The organism is Emticicia fluvialis (assembly GCF_024793945.1).
GTDB classification, from domain to species: Bacteria; Bacteroidota; Bacteroidia; order Cytophagales; family Spirosomataceae; genus Emticicia; species Emticicia fluvialis.
Genome location: NZ_JANUSD010000011.1, coordinates 111,639 through 130,795 on the forward strand (window position 1 = coordinate 111,639; position 19,157 = coordinate 130,795).

At 43.2% G+C, this 19,157-nt stretch carries 16 protein-coding genes; 8 read left to right on the forward strand and 8 right to left on the reverse strand.

Annotated elements, in window-relative coordinates; genetic code table 11:
* The first annotated feature begins 218 nt into the window (after positions 1–218).
* The 3 genes from NZ848_RS13990 (at position 219) to NZ848_RS14000 (ending at position 4,361) form a co-directional block, all read left to right on the forward strand.
* Positions 219–2,786, forward strand: a complete 2,568-nt coding sequence (locus NZ848_RS13990) for an FtsK/SpoIIIE family DNA translocase (protein WP_259015998.1) — start codon at positions 219–221, stop codon at positions 2,784–2,786.
* Positions 2,787–2,851: 65 nt separating this feature from the next.
* The gene (locus NZ848_RS13995) at positions 2,852–3,496 is read left to right on the forward strand and encodes a LolA family protein (RefSeq protein ID WP_253529287.1); all 645 of its coding nucleotides are present in this window, start codon (positions 2,852–2,854) and stop codon (positions 3,494–3,496) included.
* A 142-nt stretch (positions 3,497–3,638) separates the two neighbouring features.
* Entirely contained in the window at positions 3,639–4,361 is a 723-nt protein-coding gene (locus NZ848_RS14000) for a DUF4386 domain-containing protein (protein ID WP_259016000.1), read from the forward strand.
* Here NZ848_RS14000 and NZ848_RS14005 read toward each other — a convergent pair.
* Positions 4,344–4,922 (reverse strand): Crp/Fnr family transcriptional regulator, encoded by a 579-nt coding sequence (locus tag NZ848_RS14005; RefSeq protein ID WP_259016001.1) that lies wholly within the window; start codon positions 4,920–4,922, stop codon positions 4,344–4,346. The genes NZ848_RS14000 and NZ848_RS14005 overlap by 18 nt on opposite strands.
* Before the next feature lie 97 nt (positions 4,923–5,019).
* The gene (locus NZ848_RS14010) at positions 5,020–6,219 is read right to left on the reverse strand and encodes an acetyl-CoA C-acetyltransferase (protein ID WP_259016003.1); all 1,200 of its coding nucleotides are present in this window, start codon (positions 6,217–6,219) and stop codon (positions 5,020–5,022) included.
* Positions 6,220–6,351: 132 nt separating this feature from the next.
* On the opposite strand from NZ848_RS14010, the gene NZ848_RS14015 reads away from it, so the two are divergent.
* The gene (locus NZ848_RS14015; protein WP_259016004.1) at positions 6,352–7,539 is read left to right on the forward strand and encodes an MDR family MFS transporter; all 1,188 of its coding nucleotides are present in this window, start codon (positions 6,352–6,354) and stop codon (positions 7,537–7,539) included.
* Between the two features lie 17 nt (positions 7,540–7,556).
* Here NZ848_RS14015 and NZ848_RS14020 read toward each other — a convergent pair whose 3' ends face one another.
* Positions 7,557–8,384 carry a phytanoyl-CoA dioxygenase family protein gene (locus NZ848_RS14020; protein WP_259016005.1) on the reverse strand — a complete coding sequence of 276 codons (828 nt, stop codon included), beginning with the start codon at positions 8,382–8,384 and terminating at the stop codon, positions 7,557–7,559.
* A 170-nt stretch (positions 8,385–8,554) separates the two neighbouring features.
* Here NZ848_RS14020 and NZ848_RS14025 point away from each other — a divergent pair, with 170 nt between their 5' ends.
* Positions 8,555–9,403 (forward strand): AraC family transcriptional regulator, encoded by an 849-nt coding sequence (locus tag NZ848_RS14025; protein WP_259016006.1) that lies wholly within the window; start codon positions 8,555–8,557, stop codon positions 9,401–9,403.
* A gap of 3 nt (positions 9,404–9,406) precedes the next feature.
* Here NZ848_RS14025 and NZ848_RS14030 read toward each other — a convergent pair whose 3' ends face one another.
* The 5 genes from NZ848_RS14030 to NZ848_RS14050 all read right to left on the reverse strand — a co-directional run bounded on the left by NZ848_RS14030 (position 9,407) and on the right by NZ848_RS14050 (position 14,456).
* The gene (locus NZ848_RS14030; RefSeq protein ID WP_259016007.1) at positions 9,407–10,243 is read right to left on the reverse strand and encodes a tetratricopeptide repeat protein; all 837 of its coding nucleotides are present in this window, start codon (positions 10,241–10,243) and stop codon (positions 9,407–9,409) included.
* A gap of 113 nt (positions 10,244–10,356) precedes the next feature.
* Positions 10,357–11,667 carry a 30S ribosomal protein S12 methylthiotransferase RimO gene (gene rimO, locus NZ848_RS14035; protein ID WP_259016008.1) on the reverse strand — a complete coding sequence of 437 codons (1,311 nt, stop codon included), beginning with the start codon at positions 11,665–11,667 and terminating at the stop codon, positions 10,357–10,359.
* Between the two features lie 230 nt (positions 11,668–11,897).
* On the reverse strand, positions 11,898–12,893 hold the full coding sequence (locus NZ848_RS14040; RefSeq protein ID WP_101728053.1) for an aspartate-semialdehyde dehydrogenase: 996 nt from the start codon (positions 12,891–12,893) through the stop codon (positions 11,898–11,900).
* Positions 12,894–13,028: 135 nt separating this feature from the next.
* Entirely contained in the window at positions 13,029–13,601 is a 573-nt protein-coding gene (locus NZ848_RS14045) for a 5-formyltetrahydrofolate cyclo-ligase (RefSeq protein WP_259016009.1), read from the reverse strand.
* A 3-nt stretch (positions 13,602–13,604) separates the two neighbouring features.
* On the reverse strand, positions 13,605–14,456 hold the full coding sequence (locus NZ848_RS14050) for a cupin-like domain-containing protein (RefSeq protein WP_101728143.1): 852 nt from the start codon (positions 14,454–14,456) through the stop codon (positions 13,605–13,607).
* Positions 14,457–14,773: 317 nt separating this feature from the next.
* Between NZ848_RS14050 and NZ848_RS14055 the strand changes: the two genes are divergently transcribed.
* The 3 genes from NZ848_RS14055 to NZ848_RS14065 all read left to right on the forward strand — a co-directional run bounded on the left by NZ848_RS14055 (position 14,774) and on the right by NZ848_RS14065 (position 19,116).
* The gene (locus tag NZ848_RS14055) at positions 14,774–15,262 is read left to right on the forward strand and encodes a DUF4442 domain-containing protein (RefSeq protein WP_259016010.1); all 489 of its coding nucleotides are present in this window, start codon (positions 14,774–14,776) and stop codon (positions 15,260–15,262) included.
* 186 nt (positions 15,263–15,448) lie between these two features.
* Positions 15,449–17,857: a 3-hydroxyacyl-CoA dehydrogenase/enoyl-CoA hydratase family protein gene (locus NZ848_RS14060; RefSeq protein WP_259016011.1), complete on the forward strand. Its 2,409-nt coding sequence runs from the start codon at positions 15,449–15,451 to the stop codon at positions 17,855–17,857.
* 80 nt (positions 17,858–17,937) lie between these two features.
* A complete protein-coding gene (locus tag NZ848_RS14065; RefSeq protein ID WP_253529333.1) occupies positions 17,938–19,116 on the forward strand; it encodes an acetyl-CoA C-acyltransferase in 1,179 nt (392 codons plus the stop codon).
* Positions 19,117–19,157: the final 41 nt, after the last annotated feature.

Below are 19,157 nucleotides of genomic sequence, written 5' to 3' on the forward strand. Positions count from 1 at the left end.
TTCTTGTGGTTCCGTTATCAATAAAAAACCTGTAAAGACGGTTATTCCCCGGCAGGTAATTAAGGCTATTGCTTTGCTCGGAAACCAGATTCTGATTGGCCTGTCTATTAACCTTTTAATGCACCACGAAATACTATTTTCCTTGTTATTCAAGGGTTTTTCTGCCAGGATTCATATATTTGTTTTAAAATTGATAGCTTTCCTAATAAAAGTATAAGATGTCGGGTAATACATTTCGCAAAAAACAGCCCCCGAAGAATACCGAGCGTACGGCTTCGAAAGGTTCGGGAAACAGCGGAACAAAAGAGCCGATTGAGATCAGTGTAAATACCGATGGCTACGTGCTTGCCTTCGGAGTTTTCTTGTTGGTTCTCTCGGTTATTCTTCTTGTTTCGTTTATTTCGCATTTATTGGTGGGCAACGCTGATCAGGACATTGTTCAACGTAACTTTAGCGCTTCTCTTGAAGAAATAGACCTCAAGCCTCGTAACATGATGGGCCTGATGGGTGCCTATATTTCGCATTATTTTATTTTTGAATGGTTTGGTATTTCAGCCTTTGGCTGGATTCCGGTAATTTTCTGGGCAGGTTTTCGTCTGGTATTCAAAAAAGACCTCCTGCCACAAAGTCTGAATCGCTTCACTATTGCCAGTGTTTTCTATATTTTCTGGGCAAGTATCTGCCTCGGCTATTTTGTTACCATGATAGACATACCCGCTGGCACCTTATGCGGGGGTATTGGTTATTCGGTCAATAAATTTCTTTACCATGCCATTGGTGCAGGCGGTATACTTATCATCATGCTGGTTTTGGTGGCCTGGCTTATTTTCTTTCATGGTTACTCTACTATTGACGACTGGTTTATTACGAAGGTATTTAACCGTCAACCGCAGGTTGACATTGCTACTGAAAGAATCAGAAACGCTGTACAGGTTGATTTGGACGAAGAGGTTTCACCTTATGACGAACCCTCTTTCAGAAGAAAAGAACCTGCCCGTGAAGAACAGGTAAGAACTGAACCGGTTATGGAAGTGGCCGAAACACCGAAATCTATAGAAGAAAATCCAGTGGCTGACAGCCCTGTAATTGACACCGTTAATAAACCGGTGCAATTTGAAATAGAAAAGCCTCAACCTCAGAAAAAAACAGAGACCAGTCAGGCACCGGGCAACGGCCCTACATTTATTATAGAAGATACCCGTGTAAATGAGCCCCAGCCTGAAGGGCAAGAAGGAGACCTGGACGATGACGACGTAAACGAAAAGGTACTGAAAGACTATGGCATGTATGACCCTACCCTTGACCTGGGCAGTTACCAATATCCGCCGGTTAGTCTTCTAAGTGAATACAGCAACGCCGGAGGTAAAGTAACTGAAGATGAGCTGGAAGCTAACAAGAATAAAATTGTGGAAACCATGCGCAATTTTCAGATTGGTATTTCAAGCATCAAGGCTACTATTGGCCCTACGGTTACACTCTACGAAATTGTACCCGATGCCGGTATCAGAATTTCAAAAATCAAGAATCTGGAAGATGACATCGCCCTTAACCTGTCGGCTTTGGGTATCCGTATCATTGCACCCATGCCCGGTAAAGGCACGGTAGGTATAGAAGTGCCGAACAAAAACCGTGAAATGGTAACGATGAAATCGGTTATCTCGAACGAGAAATTCCAGAAAAGCAATTATGAATTACCCATTATTCTGGGCAGAACTATATCAAATGAGGCTTTTATTACCGACTTAGCCAAGATGCCTCACTTGCTGATGGCCGGTGCCACCGGACAAGGTAAATCGGTGGGCTTAAACGTAATTCTTACGTCTCTGCTCTACAAAAAGCACCCGTCACAAATCAAGTTTGTATTGGTTGACCCTAAAAAAGTTGAGCTGACACTTTACAACAAAATTGAGCGGCATTTTCTGGCAATGCTGCCAAATTCGGAAGAAGCAATTATTACTGATACCAAGAAGGTTATCTATACCCTCAATTCGTTGTGTATTGAGATGGACAACCGCTATAATCTGCTGAAAGATGCAGGTGTGCGAAACATCAGAGAATACAACACCAAGTTTGTGCAACGCCGCCTGAATCCGGAAAAAGGACACAAGTATTTACCATACATTGTACTGGTGATTGACGAGTTGGCCGATTTAATGATGACCGCCGGTAAAGAAGTTGAACAACCCATAGCCCGTTTAGCTCAGCTGGCCCGTGCCATTGGTATACACCTGATTGTTGCTACCCAGCGCCCATCGGTTAATGTTATTACGGGTCTTATTAAAGCTAACTTCCCGGCGCGTTTGTCTTTTAAAGTAACTTCAAAAATAGACTCACGTACCATTCTTGATACCGGGGGGTCTGAACAGCTGGTGGGCAATGGAGACATGCTGCTTTCTATGGGTTCAGACATGATACGCCTGCAATGCCCATTTGTAGATACGCCGGAGGTAGAAGATATCTGCGAGTTTATCGGTAGCCAGAGAGCCTATGAGTCTGCTTATATGCTACCCGAGTTTTATGGTGATGATGATAACGAAACACTGGATTTTGACGCTTCAGAACTGGACTCCATGTTTGAAGAAGCCGCCCGATTGCTGGTTAGTCACCAACAAGGTAGTACCTCATTAATACAACGTAAAATGAAACTGGGCTACAACCGTGCCGGTAGAATTATTGACCAGCTGGAAGGTGCAGGCATTGTAGGGCCATTTGAAGGTAGCAAAGCCCGTGAGGTGCTGGTAAAGGACCTTACTCACCTGGAAGAAATATTACGCAATTTACGTTAGTATTAATCCCTGGTATAAATTTTTAGTCTAAAGGGTATATATCCATCCAGTTAAACGTTTACAGAATGAAAAAATTAATTTTAATAATAGGCGGGCTGGTTATAACTAGCCTGGCAATTGCCCAGAAAGACCCCAAAGCTACAGCCATATTAGACGAAGTGAGCCGGAAATACCAGAGCATGAAGTCGTTCAATGCGGCTTTTACTTTTGGAACAGAAGGCAATAATGCCAGGCTGCTTGAAAGTACCAAAGGCGATGTAACAGTAAAAGGAAATAAATTTCATTTAAAAATGGCAGGGCAGGCTGTATTTACCAACGGAAAAGACCTTTACACCTATGTAAAAGAAACCAATGAGGTAAATATTACAGAATATGACCCCAGTACCGACGAGGCGCTGTCTCCGACCGGTATATTGAACCTTTATAAAAAAGGCTATAAATATGTTTATGCCGGAGAAACCAAAGAGGGCGCGCAGGTATATGATAATATTGAGCTGACCCCCGAAAGCAAATCGGGTAATATAGCCAAAATTCAGATGAAGGTGGATAGAAAAGATAAAGCCTTAAAATCCTGGAAAATATGGGATAAAAGCGGCAAACGTACGGTTTTCAGAGTAGATAAATTCGTACCCAATGCACCGGCTGACGAAAAGCTTTTCACTTTTGATAAAAAGCTGTACCCCGGCGCAGAGGTAGTGGATTTGCGGTAGTTACGCTTTACCCAAAATAAAACCCTGATGAACCGCCATCGGGGTTTTGTTTTATATACTCGCGCCTATTGATTTCTTAACTTTAGTCAATGTCTGGCAATCAGTAGCTGCTTAGTTTTGTGTTCCTATTCCAGATTCAAAAATGAGCATCAAAACACCAGGCACCACTACAGGGCAAGCGGCTTTTATAGCGGCAATAGCGTCTATATTTATGTTTTTCGCAGCTATGATAGCTGAGTTTCATACACGCCAGAGCCTTATTGAACCTGCCAATGCGCAGGCTACTGCACATAATATCATCAACAATCCTTTTAAGTTTCAAATAGGTTTGCTGGCTTTTATAATTGTTCTTATTTGTGATATACTGGTTAGCTGGGCATTATATATTTTCTTTAAAAAAGTAGATAGATGTATCTCATTACTGGCTGCCATTTTCAGGTTGGTTTACACAACCATTTTTGCAGTTTCGTTGCTGAATCTTGTATCGGGTTTCAGGCTGTTATCTACTAACCAATCGCAGCCATTTGATGAGGCTTCTGTTCAGGCGCTGATTTATTTCAATGCATTTGATGACGGCTGGGCAATTGCCCTCATCTTTTTTGCTTTTCATTTATTGCTTCTAGCCTTTCTCATCATGCGCTCGGGTTTCGTTCCTAAAATAATTGGTTTCCTTCTACTGTGGGCTGCCATTGCCTATATGACCGATAACATGGCAAAGTTGTTAGCCAGTAACTACCATAACTATAAAACTGTTCTGACTGCACTGGTAGCAATTCCATCAATAACAGGAGAAGTAGGCTTTGCCATCTGGCTGCTAATAAAGGGAAGAAAACTAAAAGAAGGAGATTCATTTACGGAGGCTTAGCCGTTTTCTGATTCTGCTGAGAGACTCCGGCTTTATGCCCAGATAACTGGCTATCTGGTGTTGAGGCACACGTTGAAGCAACCCAGGACGTTTTTCTTGAAGTTGGTTGTACCTTTCTTCAGGAGAAGAGGCAACAAAAGTCGCAAAGTCATCCTGCGTTTTACCAAAGTCAACTTCAAGAAATGCGCGTGTAATTTCAAGCAATTTCGGAAATTGTGCATACATTTCCTGCTCCGCGTCAAGATAACCAACAATGGCGGTGGTGTCTTCGGCGCATATCCAATTCTGGGTAGAAGGAATTTGCCTTGCATAGCTTGAAAAAGACACAACCGCCTGCTCTTCAGTAAAAAAGGCTGTAGTTTTTTCGTCTCCGTCGGCTAGATAATACTGCCTTACACAGCCTTTCAATATAAAAAAACATCTTTTAGCTATTTCACCTTCTTTCAGCAGTAATGTGCCTTTTTTGTAGGTCTGCACCTGTAGCTTATCAGCAATGCTTTCTGCTTCGTCTTGCGTAAGCGTTTCAAATTTTGATAAGAATTTCAGCAATGCATTCTCCATAAACTTTAGTTTGACGGGTAAAATATGTTTCAACCAGGCATATCAGATTTACCAATAAACATAAGAGGGACAATCATTTTGCCCCCCTTGTAGTATTTTAAACTCTCTCAAAAACAGTAGCAATGCCCATACCCCCACCTATACACAGGGTTACCAAACCTGTTGCTTTATTGGTGCGTTCCATCTCATCAATCAAAGTACCCGATAGAATAGCACCAGTTGCACCTAGTGGATGCCCCAAGGCAATAGCGCCACCGTTGATGTTCACTTTGCTGTGGTCTACCCCCAGCTGGTCCATAAAATAAATGGGTATGGCTGCAAAGGCTTCGTTTACTTCAAAAATATCAATATCACTCACCAGCATACCTGCGCGTTTCAGAACCTTCTGAGTAGCCGGCACAGGGCCGGTAAGCATAATAGTCGGGTCTGAACCCACTACCCCGAAAGCCTTGATTTTGGCTCTGGGCTTTAAGCCCAGTTTCTCTCCTGTGGCTTTGTTACCTATCAGCAAGGCTCCTGCTCCGTCGCTTATCTGCGACGAGTTACCTGCATGATGCACATGGTTGATGGCCAGCAGACTATTGTATTTAAGCAAAGCCAGGGCATCAAGCCCCATGCTGCCTATCATTTCAAAGGCCGGCTTTAGTTTGCTTAACGATTCAGTAGTTGTATCAGGCCTGATGCCTTCGTCTCTGTCAAGCACGGTCAATCCTATTTCGTCTTTTACAGGTACTACTGAACGAAAATAACCATTTTGCTGCGCTTGCACGGCTCTTCTTACCGATTCAGCAGCAAAAGTATCCAGATCTGTTCTTGAATAACCATATTTGGTAGCTATCAAATCGGCAGATATGCCTTGTGGAACAATGTTATGACGGGCAATTAGCTGCGGATTCATCATCATTGCGCCGCCGTCAGAGCCCATTGGCACGCGCGACATGGACTCTACTCCACCAGCCACTATCAGGTCTGCATGGCCCGACATTACATAAGCGGCTGCCATATTGATAGCCTCCAGCCCCGACGAACAGAAGCGGTTTACCTGTACGCCGGCCACACTCTGGGCATAGCCTGCATCTAGCACGGCAGCACGGGCAATGTCACCTCCCTGCTCGCCCAGTGGCGAAACACAACCGGCAATTACATCGTCTATATAAGAGGTATCTAAATCATTGCGCTCTTGTAAGGCTTTTAAAACGGTTGAGAGCAATTGCACAGGCTGAACATCATGCAAAGAGCCGTCTGCTTTGCCACGCCCGCGAGGGGTTCTTAGGGCATCATATATATAAGCTTCCATTTACGTTTATTGGTTTGTGTTGAAATAGTATGCTTGCATACCTATTACAACAAAACTAAGAAATTGTTTAGTTTGATGCAAGCAATGAAAACATTACCTTTGTTTCAGTGCTATTACCTAATTTTTCTTCAGATGGTTTCCTTGTTTCGCAATGCTTTTGGCGGCCTTTCAAAGCAGGTGTGGTTATTGGCTGTTGTTATGTTTATCAACCGTAGCGGTACAATGGTAATTGCATTCCTGACGGTTTATCTTACCCGGAAATTACATTTCAGTATTGAACAGGCTGGCGTTATCATGACCCTTTTTGGAGCGGGTTCTATATTCGGAACCTGGATGGGTGGCAAGCTTACCGATAAAATCGGATACTATCCGGTTCAGTTCTGGAGCCTGTTTCTGGGCGGTATTATGTTTATTGTAATGGTTCACTTACAGAGCTTCTATCCGCTGTGCGCTTGTGCGCTTTGTCTCAGTGCGTTCGGAGAAGCCTACCGCCCCGCCAACACCGCCTCTATTGCAGATTTCAGCACACCTGAAAACTTCACCCGTTCGGTTTCTCTCATTCGCTTGGCTATCAATATAGGCTGGTCTATCGGGCCGGCCATCGGAGGCTTTCTGGCAGCTTATAACTACAGCCTGCTATTCTGGGCTGATGGTTTTACAAATATTGGCGCCGGATTATTGGTTTGGGCGTTCTTGAGAAGCACAAAAAAGGAAAAAACATCCACAAAGAACACCTTTGCACCCGATAAAAACGACTCGGCCTTCAAAGACCGCATTTATTTGGTTTTCATTCTGCTGGCTACGCTCTATGCCATTGCTTTTTCGCAATTGTTTACCATAGGCCCACTTTTTTATAAAGAAGCCTGTCATTTAACCGAGGTTCAGATTGGCTATCTGCTGGGCCTTAATGGCCTGATGGTTGCCTTGATAGAGATGGTTTTCATATACAAAATTGAAGGAAAATTCAGACGGTTGTCTCTCATCAGTATCGGAACATTACTGGTTGTGCCCAACTACATTATATTTTTGCTTACGCACAATTATTTCTGGCTGATAATAGGTGTGGTGTTTGCTACTTTTTCAGAAATGTTTGCCATGCCTTTTATGAATGCATTCAGCATTGAGCGAGCCAAGCCTCATAATCGTGGACAATACTCGGCACTCTACGCCATGAGCTGGTCTATGGCGCAGATCTCGGCCCCACTCATAGGCACACAAACGATTGCCAGGTTTGGCTATGATGCCCTTTGGTATATTCTGGGGTCTTTTGGTCTGATTGCGACCATAGGATTCGTAGCTTTACGGAAGAAACTGGTGTAAAGCTCCGCTTTTCATGCTCATGATACGTATAATATAGGGTTCAGCTTTCCATCTGCAATGCTGCCAACGGGTTTGCTATCAAGCCAGGTTTGCCAGTCTGCCAACCGGTACTCGTTGGTAGGTTCAACAATTCTAATGTCTTTGTCCATGTATATCATGGTCATTACCTTACGCGGCTTATCAGATATGTTCGGCCCAGCGCGGTGATACGTCCATCCGGCATGAAAGCTTACTTCACCCAGTTCAAAGGGTGTATCGTTCATTGAGAACTGCTTCAGAGTATCTGCCAGCAGGGCTTCCGACTCGTCAGAAATCTCTTTATCGCGGCCTATTTCCAGGTTCTGGCTTTTTTCGGCAAATGCCAGAGGCCCCATTTCCATTGGCGTTTCCTGTAGCGGAATCCAGACTGTAATGGTATTTGAACTAGATAGTGGCCAGTAAAACTGGTCGGCATGCCAGGGGGTAATACCGCCAGAGGGCTCTTTGTACAGTGCCTGGTCATGGTAAAGCCTCACACCCGATACACCCATCAGTTCGCTGGCAATGCGCGCCAGCCGTTCAGAAAAAACAAATTCTTTTACCTCCTCATTTTCGCACCACAAATTCATTATCTGCAAAAACGCTTTTTCGTACGTAGTGCGCTCGTCCATTGGCTTGTTCAGCTTATTGAGTCTGAAAACCCAATCTGTAATAATTTCACCGTAATAGGTTAAGACTTCCGCTGAAAGTACATTTTTTAGCTTTACGTAGCCGAATTCCTGGTAGAATGCAATGGTTTCTGCTGATAATTGGAAGGGTTTTCTGAGTTGTTGCAAAAGAATTGTTTTCTCTGACTCAGCAATCATTGCTTAAAGTGTTATGGTTGAATAGAGAATACAAATCTCGATAGAATTTTTCTAAGAAAAATCTTTATTATTTTCATTTTTGTATAGTATTTTAACATAAATTTGAAACTCCATGAATCAACTATGTTAATCAATACCGCTGAATATATTTTAGCACTGTTGTAAGTACTATGAAAGCGCTTTTTGAGAAAGTAATAACTGATGAAGGCTCGTCTTTCCTGACAAGATATGTAGCCCTGCCCCACTTTGATGCCCCCCTGCACTATCATCCTGAATATGAGCTGACTTTAATTGTAAAAGGTAGCGGACAAAGATTTGTGGGCGACCACGTCTCTGCTTTTGAAGAAGGCGACCTTGTTCTGCTGGGTTCTAATCTGCCGCATTTCTGGCGAAGTGAACATGTGAGCAAAAATGAATATGATCTTGACGAAGCCGTGGTGATTCAGTTTTCGCCGGCCTTTGTAGATAATATTTTAGATAGCCTGCCTGAATGTAAATCTATTGTGTCAATGCTGAATATGGCTGATTCGGGCATAAAATTTCCGGTGTCTATGGCGCCACTTGTACAAAAAGTATTTGAAACTGAAGGCGTAATGCGCTTGCTGGCTTTGATTGATGCACTAGAGCAATTATCTAAATGCGCCGAATACCAGTTGCTGGCCAGCGAGGGTTTCAATATTAAACCTGATGAGACTGAAAATGAGCGGATGCGGAAGATTCTGGAGTTTACGCTTGAGAATTTCAAGGAAGATATATCTTTAGAAACAGTGGCAGAAATTGCTAATCTTACGGTTCCTTCGTTTTGCCGGTACTTTAAATCCCGTACCAGAAAAACCTATATTTATTTTCTGAACGAGATAAGATTAAGTAACGCCCGTAAGATGTTGATGGATAATGAGCTGGACATAAGCCAGATAAGTATTGAGTGCGGGTTCCAGAACTTATCGCACTTTCACCGGATATTTAAAAGCCAGACAGGAGTTACCCCGCTGGTTTACAGAAGGCAATATGAGGCTTAATGTTTACTGTGCTTTTTTGAAGATACCTTTAGGGTCTTCTTTCTTTTCAAGCAATGCCTGCAAAATTTCTGGGTTTGCGCTTTGCGGGTCTAACGAGTAGCCTTTGTGGAAATTATCCCAGGCTTCGTCAATCTGGTTATTGGTGAGCCTTGCCAGCGACAACTGCATATAAGCATTGGCATACTCAGGCGATTTTTTAATTACATCGGCCAGTAAGCTAAAGGTTTTATCTATATGCTCGGTTTTGCTATCAACCATAAACCATTTCAGGTAAACGGTCGATAAATCTACCATCAGTGTGGTGTTATCTTCATTGTCAAGCTGCAAGCCATGCTCCATCAGCTCTATGGCTTCGGGGTATTTCTCATTCTGGTAGTTAATAACGCCCAGGCCCCAGTATACGTCTACGTTCTCATCATTCAGCAGATAAGCCAGATTGAAACGGTACGTTGCGGTATCTCTTTGGCCTTCGCCCAGATACTCCCAGGCTCTTGAAGAGAAAAACTCACTGGCTTCTTTACGACTTTTGAAGTTCAGGTCACATACTTTCAAAAATTCTGCATCTGTTGCTTTCTGGCTATCGGTTTTATCAAAACCTCCAAAAAGTGGCAGGAGATGAATATTTGTACCTGCGGGGGCAAATCGCTTTTTGGTATTCTTGACCTCTGAAGCAGGCGAACTGGTTTTAACCACAGACGTACTACCAAAACTTGCATTTTGCGAACGCAGAACAGGTGTCTGAGCCGACAACTCTGCTGAAACAAATAGGGTAACACAAGAAAACAAATACAATCTCATTACTTTTCCTGAAATAAACTTCAAATAAATAACGTCTGGCATGCTGAATTATTAGTAATTACTGAAAATTAATAATTCAGCATGTAACAATTTATAATGGCTATAGCATGTAAGATTGCGTGGCTGAAAACCCGCCAGGGCAAAGCCGGTAGTTATCAGACAACTACCTCTCCGTATAAATCAAATTCAGTTGCATCGGTGATTCGTATGTTGGCGAAGTCTCCGAGGCGAACATACTGAGAAGCCGGCACCAGCACTTCATTATCCACTTCCGGCGAGTCAAATTCTGTTCGGCCAATGAAATAACCGCCTTCTTTGCGGTCGAACAACACCTTGAAGGTCTGCCCGACTTTCTGCTGATTGAGTTCCTGAGAAATACCTTGTTGCAACTCCATAATCAGGTCGTTCCGTTCCTGCTTCACCTCTGCCGGAATATCGTCTGGCATGGTATATGAATTCGTATTTTCTTCGTGTGAATACTGAAAAACCCCCAGGCGCTCAAACCTTGTTTCTTCTACAAAACGGTACATTTCTTCAAAGTATTCTTCGGTTTCGCCGGGGTGGCCGGCTATCAGGGTAGTGCGTAAGGCAATGCCCGGCACGGTATCCCTGATGGTTTTAATCAGGTCTTCTGTTTTTTCTCTGGTAATACCGCGGCGCATCAATTTTAACATTTCTGTTGAACCATGTTGCAAGGGCATATCAAGATAATGACATACATTAGTGCGATTCTTCATTACCTGCAGCACATCTAACGGGAAGCCCGAAGGATACGCATATTGCAGGCGAATCCATTCTATTCCTTCAACATCAGAGAGCCTGTCGAGCAAATTGGCCAGTTCACGCTTTTTATAGAGGTCTAACCCATAATAGGTCAGGTCTTGTGCAATCAGAATCAGTTCTTTGGTGCCTTTTCTTGCCAGATTCTTCGCCTCCAGCACAACCTCTTCAATTGTTTTTGAAACATGCCCTCCTCTCATAAGAGGTATTGCACAAAAACTACAGGGGCGGTCGCAGCCTTCGGCTATTTTCATATAGGCGTAATGCGCAGGGGTAGTTAGCAGGCGTTCGCCTACTAGCTCCTGCTTATAATCGGCCTTCAGGGTTTTCAATAAGCGTGGTAGCTCATTGGTACCAAACCAGGCATCAACTGTTGGTATTTCAAGCTCGAGTTCGTCTTTATACCTATGCGACAAACACCCCGTTACATATACTTTATCGACCACGCCGGCATCTTTGGCATCGGCATAGCGTAAAATTGTATCTATCGATTCCTGTTTTGCATTATCAATAAACCCGCAGGTATTAATAATAACAATATTGGCATCATCTTTTTTACCCTCATGCGTTACATGGTAGCCGTTACCTTTTAACTGCGTATAGATAACCTCCGAATCGACCAGATTTTTGGAGCAACCAAGTGTAACTATATTTACTTTATTTTTTACTGAACCTTTTGTTTTCAACTTTTTACTGATTGTAGTAAGACAGGCGTAGAATAGACTAACGGCTATTCAGGATACAAAGTTCGGAAAAGAATAGGATATTAAAAAGTTTAGAGCAGTTTCACAAGCTAAATCGCCCTTTTAATACCAGATAAGACTGTTTACTGCTGATATTTGCCTAAACTTATATACGAAAAAAGGGTATCGGCAGCCGATACCCTTCTATATAATAACATCTGTAAAACCAGTTTTTAAGCAAGTAAACCCTTTGCCAACAAGTACTCGGCAATCTGAACGGCATTGGTAGCAGCACCTTTACGAAGGTTGTCAGCTACAATCCAAAGGTTAAGGGTTTTAGGCTGAGATTCGTCACGACGGATACGGCCTACGAAAACTTCGTCTTTTCCGTGTGCATTAATTGGCATAGGATACACAAAGTTTTTAGGGTCGTCCTGTACAACTACTCCCTCCATTTCGCTTAGCAACTGCGGGATATCAGCGAGGTCAAACTCGTTTTCAAATTCAATATTTACCGCCTCAGAGTGCCCGCCGATTGTCGGGATACGCACCGTGGTTGCTGTTACTGCAATGCTGTCGTCGCCCATTATTTTCTTGGTTTCGTTGGTCATTTTCATTTCCTCCTTGGTATAACCATTGTCAAGAAATACATCAATGTGGGGCAACACATTCAGGTCTATTTTGTGTGGGTACACCTTTTTAGCTTCGTCGTCGCCACTTCTTTCAGCAAAAAGCTGGTCTACCGCGGCTTTACCGGTTCCGGTAACTGACTGATAGGTAGATACCACCACACGCTTTATCTTATATTTGTCATGCAAAGGTTTCAGAACCACTACCATCTGAATAGTAGAGCAATTCGGGTTTGCAATAATTTTATCTTCTGCTGTTAAGGTATCAGCGTTTACCTCTGGCACTACCAGTTTCTTGGTAGGGTCCATTCTCCAGGCTGATGAATTATCTATAACCGGGATGCCTGCTTCTGCAAATTTCGGAGCCAACGCCAACGAAGTACTTCCACCAGCCGAAAAAATTGCCACCGCAGGCTTCATCTTGATTGCGTCTTCATAGCCTACTACTGTAAACTGCTTACCCTTAAATTCAACCTGTTTACCTATAGATTTTTCTGAAGCAACAGGAATGATTTCGGTAACGGGGAAATTACGTTCCGCCAAGACTTTCAAGATTTCAGTGCCTACCAGTCCGGTAGCACCTACAACTGCGATTTTCATGATTAACAACCCCCTTTTGAGGGCAAAATTTAGTTAGACATATATTTACAGCAAAGCCCCAATTTTCAAAGGGGCTTTGGAATTACAAAAATAGAAGTTTTTTTGTTTGTTTTTCTTGGAATAATCCAAAATATTTTAAAAGCTCCAAATTCCGTTAGGTGTAATACAATAATCGAGCTTTATATCAGTATCATTCACGTCATCAATGGCCTCTACGGGGTCAAAAAAAGACACGCCAATCTTCACTACATCAGGCCGGCATCTGGTCAGAAAACGGTCATAATAGCCTTTACCGTATCCTACTCTGTAACCTCGTTTATCAAAAGCCAGCAGAGGTATTAAAACCATATCAATTTCTTGTGCATTAACGGTCAATGGTGAGCAGTTAACAGGCTCGGGTACACCAAATTTATTCTCCAGCAGTATAGTATCATCTTTCAGCCAGTAATTAGTCATGGTGCCGTCATCATGGCTTTTAGGAACAACTATACCGGCCTTAAAATCCTGCTTGAGCGTATCTATAACCAACTGCGTATCAACCTCAATCTTTTTTTTTATGGGCAGATACGTATGAATAGCCGCATAATTATGAACAGGAAAACTTTTAAAAAGCCAATCATGGATTCGTTGCGAGTAAGTCTGGCTGTCGGTACCCGAAAGTTCTTTTCTTTTTTGCAGGTACGCTGCTCTTAATGCCGCTTTATTCATCTATCAGGCTTCCTGTAATGCCTGAGCTGCTTTTTCTCTGGCTTTATTTTCTTTCCACTCTTTCCACTGTCCACCCAGCATTTTGGTCATTCCTTTATCCACAAATGTGTGGCGCACCAGATTCCAGCCACCTCTTACGGTAGTAAATATTGAGTCATTGGCACGCAAGGCAAGGCTGAAACCGCCATCTACGTACTTAATATAGTGCCACCATAGAGAAGGAATAAACACGGTTTCGCCATGCCCGAAAGTGGCCTCATAGCCTACGGCATTTTTAAACGCCGGGTATTTCTCAAAATCTGGTTTCAGCGGATGCACGTGGCTCTGAACTGTAAACGGGTGGTGATACAGATTTGTGCTCTCTTCAGGCGGAAAAAGAATAATTTGCTTACGTGTCTGAAACTGTGTCAGAAACACGTGCGAGCAGTCCATATCATAATGCAGATTCACTTCTGAATTCTGCCCGCCAAAGAACATGAATTTATAGCTTTTCAGGAAACCGTCCATAATAGTAGGAAAACGGATATCGTTGGCAAGCTCAGGTACTTTTTTGAAAATATCGAACAGGAAAATCCTAAGGTCGGTCGGTCCTTTCTCTATCAGGCTCAGGTACTCGCCAAAAGGCATTGTTTTTGCCGCCTGAAAATAAGTTTTGGTGTCATGCACGTGGTTGTCAAACAGCGGCACTTCAATGTGTCCGTAATTTTTTTTGAGCCATTCAAAAGTCCATTTATCTAAAGCGGGCCAATCTTTTACAAGGTCGGTAAATACAACCGGCTTTTTAGGCTTCAGATAATTTTCTATGAACTCTTCACGACTTAAGTTGCTGCGTCTTTCAATGGGTATAAGTTCCATAACAATGAATTTAATTTTTATCGAATAATACAAATCAATAAAAACAATAAACAGTAGAGTGTTGTAATTGAATGCTGTTAATAAAAACCATTGGCGCAAAAAAATGGTTTCAAAAATACTTCTGCTGCTTAAAATTTTTATTATATAATTATTCGGAAATTTATTATAATAAATTTTACATTCTTATTCTTTCATAATATTTTCTTTGCTGTATCTTTGTAAAAAATTATGCTTGCATACTATTTTTACACGGCGCAAAATCAGTTGTTCAAAATTCTGGCAGCATCAAATATCAATAAATCTTTTGCTCAAAATTGATGGAATTTAACAATTTTCTTAACCGAAACCTTGCAAAGATTCAGAAACTACCCGTTTTTCTGCAAGGTAAGGTACGAGATTATTCCATCGGCCGGCTCGTCAAATTTGTAGGTACTGCCGGCATACATTTCAATAAAATGAGTTGCCGCGAGGTCGTAATTACACTTCCAAATAAACCCAGGGTTCAGAATCATATCAGACAGATACACGCAGCAGCCAGTGCACTTCTGGCAGAAACCGCCACGGGCATGGTTGTAGGTATGAATATACCCGACACCAGCATACCACTGATGAAAAGTATGTCTGTAAAGTATATTAAAAGAAGCCTGGGCAATCAAAAAGCAGTAGCTACCCTAACTGATCAGCAAATAAGCCAGATTCGCGAAACTGTAAAAGGAGATGTGAATGTGGCAGTTAAAATTACTGACGAAACGGAAGAAGAAGTGGCTGTAGCCGAAATGATATGGGCCTGGATTCCGAAAACCTGAATCCGTCGATTAGTAGTATAATTTGAGCGGAGAATGTTGCTGATAGTGAGAATTTTTTGCTTATTTGATTACGTTTAGGCAGGAGTTAAAACAGACGACATTCGGTTTCAGACATAAAACTGAGTTTTATCAATTATAACAGAGTTAAGAAACCATTTAAGATTAAGAAATAATATTCAATCAAAAATGAATCGTAGTATAAAAAAAGTAGCTGTTTTAGGTGCAGGTATTATGGGAAGCCGAATAGCCCTGCATTTCGCTAATATCGGTGTGGAAGTACTATTGCTAGACATGGTACCAAAAGAAGCGGCTGATGCCGAAAAGGATGGTGAAATTTTTACCAGCCAGCCGGGTATTCGTAACCGTATTGTGACAGACCTGTTTCAGGCTGCGGTAAAGGCAAGCCCCTCGCCCATTTACAGCCAGAAATCGTTGTCGTTGGTTTCGTTGGGTAATTTTGATGATGATATGCCCAGAATTGCCGATTACGATTGGGTTATTGAAGTAGTTGTAGAAAGGCTGGATATTAAAAAAGCGATTTACGAAAAAGTGGATGAGTTCCGTAAACCCGGTACTCTTGTTACATCCAATACTTCTGGCATACCTATTCAGCTAATGGCCAAAGGGCGCTCAGAAGACTTCCGTAAGCACTTCTGTGGTACGCACTTCTTCAACCCTCCGCGCTATCTGCGTTTACTGGAAATTATCCCTACCGGAGATACAGACCCTGAGGTAGTCAACTTTTTGATGAAATACGGCGACCTCTTTCTGGGTAAAACCACTGTGCTTTGCAAAGATACACCGGCATTTATCGCCAATCGACTGGGTATATATGCCATGGTGCAAACCATCAGAGCAGCAGAAGACATGGGGCTGACCGTTGAAGAAGTAGATAAACTGACTGGCCCGGTTGTTGGCAGGCCGAAATCAGGCACGTTCCGTCTGTCTGATATCGTAGGGCTTGATACCACCGTCAACGTTTGTAATAACCTGTCGAAAGTGCTGCGTGTCGATGAATCAAAAGATGCGTTCCAGCTTCCGACAGTTATGGCCAAGTTGCAGAAAAACAAATGGCTGGGCGACAAAACCGGACAAGGCTTTTATAAAAAAACCAAAGATGAAAGCGGCAAAACGGTTATTCTGGCACTAGACCTGAAAACCTTTGAATATAAACCGTCTGAGAAGGTAAAATTTGCCACGCTTGAAAGCACCAAAAGTATCAGTAACCTGAAAAAACGTTTTTCGGTTTTACTGAATGGTAAAGACAACGCCGGAGAATTTTACAGAAAAACATTTGCTGATTTCTTCCGCTATGCAACCCGTCGTATCCCCGAGATTTCAGATGAACTTTACCGCATTGATGAGGCCATCTGTGCCGGATTCGGCTGGGAGATAGGTCTGTTTGAAACCTGGGACGCCATAGGTGTACGCAACATGCTGAAAATCATGGAAACAGTAAACATGAAACCGGCCACCTGGGTTTATGAAATGCTGGAAGAAGGATTTGAAAGTTTCTATAAAATAGAAGACGGCCAGCGTAAGTATTATGATATACCAGGTAAGACTTACAAGACCATTCCAGGAACAGAATCGTTCATCATTCTTGATAACCTTCGCCAAAGCAACGTTGTCTGGAAAAACGCCGGCTCAACCCTGTTTGATTTGGGTGATGGTATTGCAGGTATAGAATTCCATTCAAAAATGAACACCTTTGGCCCGGAAGTGGTAGAGGGACTCAACAAAGCCTATGCCGTTGCAGAGAAAGACTTCAGAGGGTTGGTAATTGGCAATGACTCAAACGAGGCGTTTTCGGCAGGTGCCAATCTGGCTATGCTGTTTATGTTTGCAGTTGAGCAGGAGTATGACGAAATCAACCTGATGATAGCGCAGTTTCAGCAAACCATGATGCGCGCCCGCTATTCTTCTATACCTGTAGTTACGGCTGCACACAGCCTTGCTCTGGGTGGTGGCTGCGAGCTAAACCTGCATGCCGACCGCGTAATAGCGCATGCCGAAACCTACATGGGGCTGGTTGAACTGGGCGTAGGGCTGATACCAGCCGGTGGAGGTACCAAAGAAATGGCGGTTCGCTGCTCTGACATGTATCAGGCAGGTGATATCGAACTAAACATATTGCAGAGCGCATTTATGAATATTGCCCAGGCTAAGGTTTCAACCTCGGCTCAGGAAGCTTTTGATATGAACTACCTGAAAGCCGGTAAAGACCGGATAGTGCTGAACCGCAGCCGCCTGATTGCCGAAGCGAAATACGAAGCCATTAAACTGGCCGAAGGCGGATATACCCAGCCAAAAATGCGCACCGATATTAAAGTGCAGGGTAAAACCGGGCTGGCGCTTTTTAAAGCTGGCATACAAGGCATGCTGATGGGCAAGTACATCTCTCGCCATGATGCAAAAATTGCCGAAAAACTGGCTTATGTTATTTGTGGTGGTGATTTAAGTTACCCTCAGAAAGTATCTGAGCAATACCTGCTTGATCTGGAGAGAGAGGCGTTCTTATCGCTAACCGGCGAGAAGAAAACCCTTGAGCGTATGCAGGGGCTACTGAGCGGTGGTAAACCACCAAGAAATTAATCACTAAAGTTTCATTGAACTAATTCCCTTTTGGCAAGGAGCTTTTACCCTTGCAGAAAGCTTTATAAAACGAACAAAACATGAATGCATATATAGTCGCCGGCTACCGTAGTGCTGTCGGCAAAGCACCCAAAGGTGTATTTCGTTTTACACGCCCAGACGACCTGGCCGCTGAGGTAATTAAACACCTGATGGCCAGCATACCTAACCTTGACCCGGCACAGGTAGACGACGTTATTGTAGGTAACGCCGTACCGGAAGCCGAACAGGGAATGCAAATGGCGCGTTATATATCTTTATTGGCATTGGGCAAAAGTGTACCGGGTGTTACTGTAAACCGTTACTGCGGCTCTGGTATTGAAACCATTGCCATTGCTGCTGCCAAAATACATGCCGGCCTGGCCGACTGTATTGTTGCCGGTGGTACAGAGTCAATGTCGCTGGTACCAACCATGGGCTGGAAAACCGCATTGAACTATAACCTGGCCACCATGCACCCCGACTACTACATTGGTATGGGCTTAACGGCCGAACAGGTGGCGCAACAATTTAATATTTCACGCGATGAGCAGGATCGTTTCTCTTACTATTCGCATCAGAAAGCACTGGCCGCACAGGCAGCAGGCAAGTTTGATGAAGAAATAGTGCCAATAACCGTTAAAGAAACGTTTTTTGACGAAACGACCGGTAAGAAAAAAACAAAAGAATATGTAGTAAATAAAGACGAAGGCCCCCGCGCTGACACCAGCCTTGAGGCCCTGGCTAAACTTAAGCCTGTGTTTACCATGGGTGGCAGCGTTACGGCAGGTAACTCTTCACAAACGTCTGACGGAGCTGCCTTTGTTGTGGTAATGTCAGAGAAGATGGTAAACGACTTAGGGCTTAAACCTATAGCACGTATGATGGCCTATGCTTCGGCAGGGGTTGAGCCACGCATAATGGGTATAGGCCCTGTGGCTGCTATTCCGTTGGCTTTAAAACAGGCAGGCTTAACTCAAAATGATATTGATATCATTGAGCTGAACGAAGCCTTCGCTGCTCAATCGTTAGCAGTTATTAAAGAACTTGACTTAGATTTGAATAAAATTAACCCGAACGGCGGTGCAATTGCTTTAGGCCATGCACTGGGTTCAACCGGTGGCCGCTTATCGGTACAGATTATCAACGAGCTGCGCCGTCAGAACAAAAAATATGGTATGGTAAGTGCCTGCGTAGGCGGTGGACAAGGCGTGGCAGGTATTTATGAGTTTCTGAACTAAGCTCTTTGTTTTTTATCTACGCAGAGGCTGCCTTTTCAGGT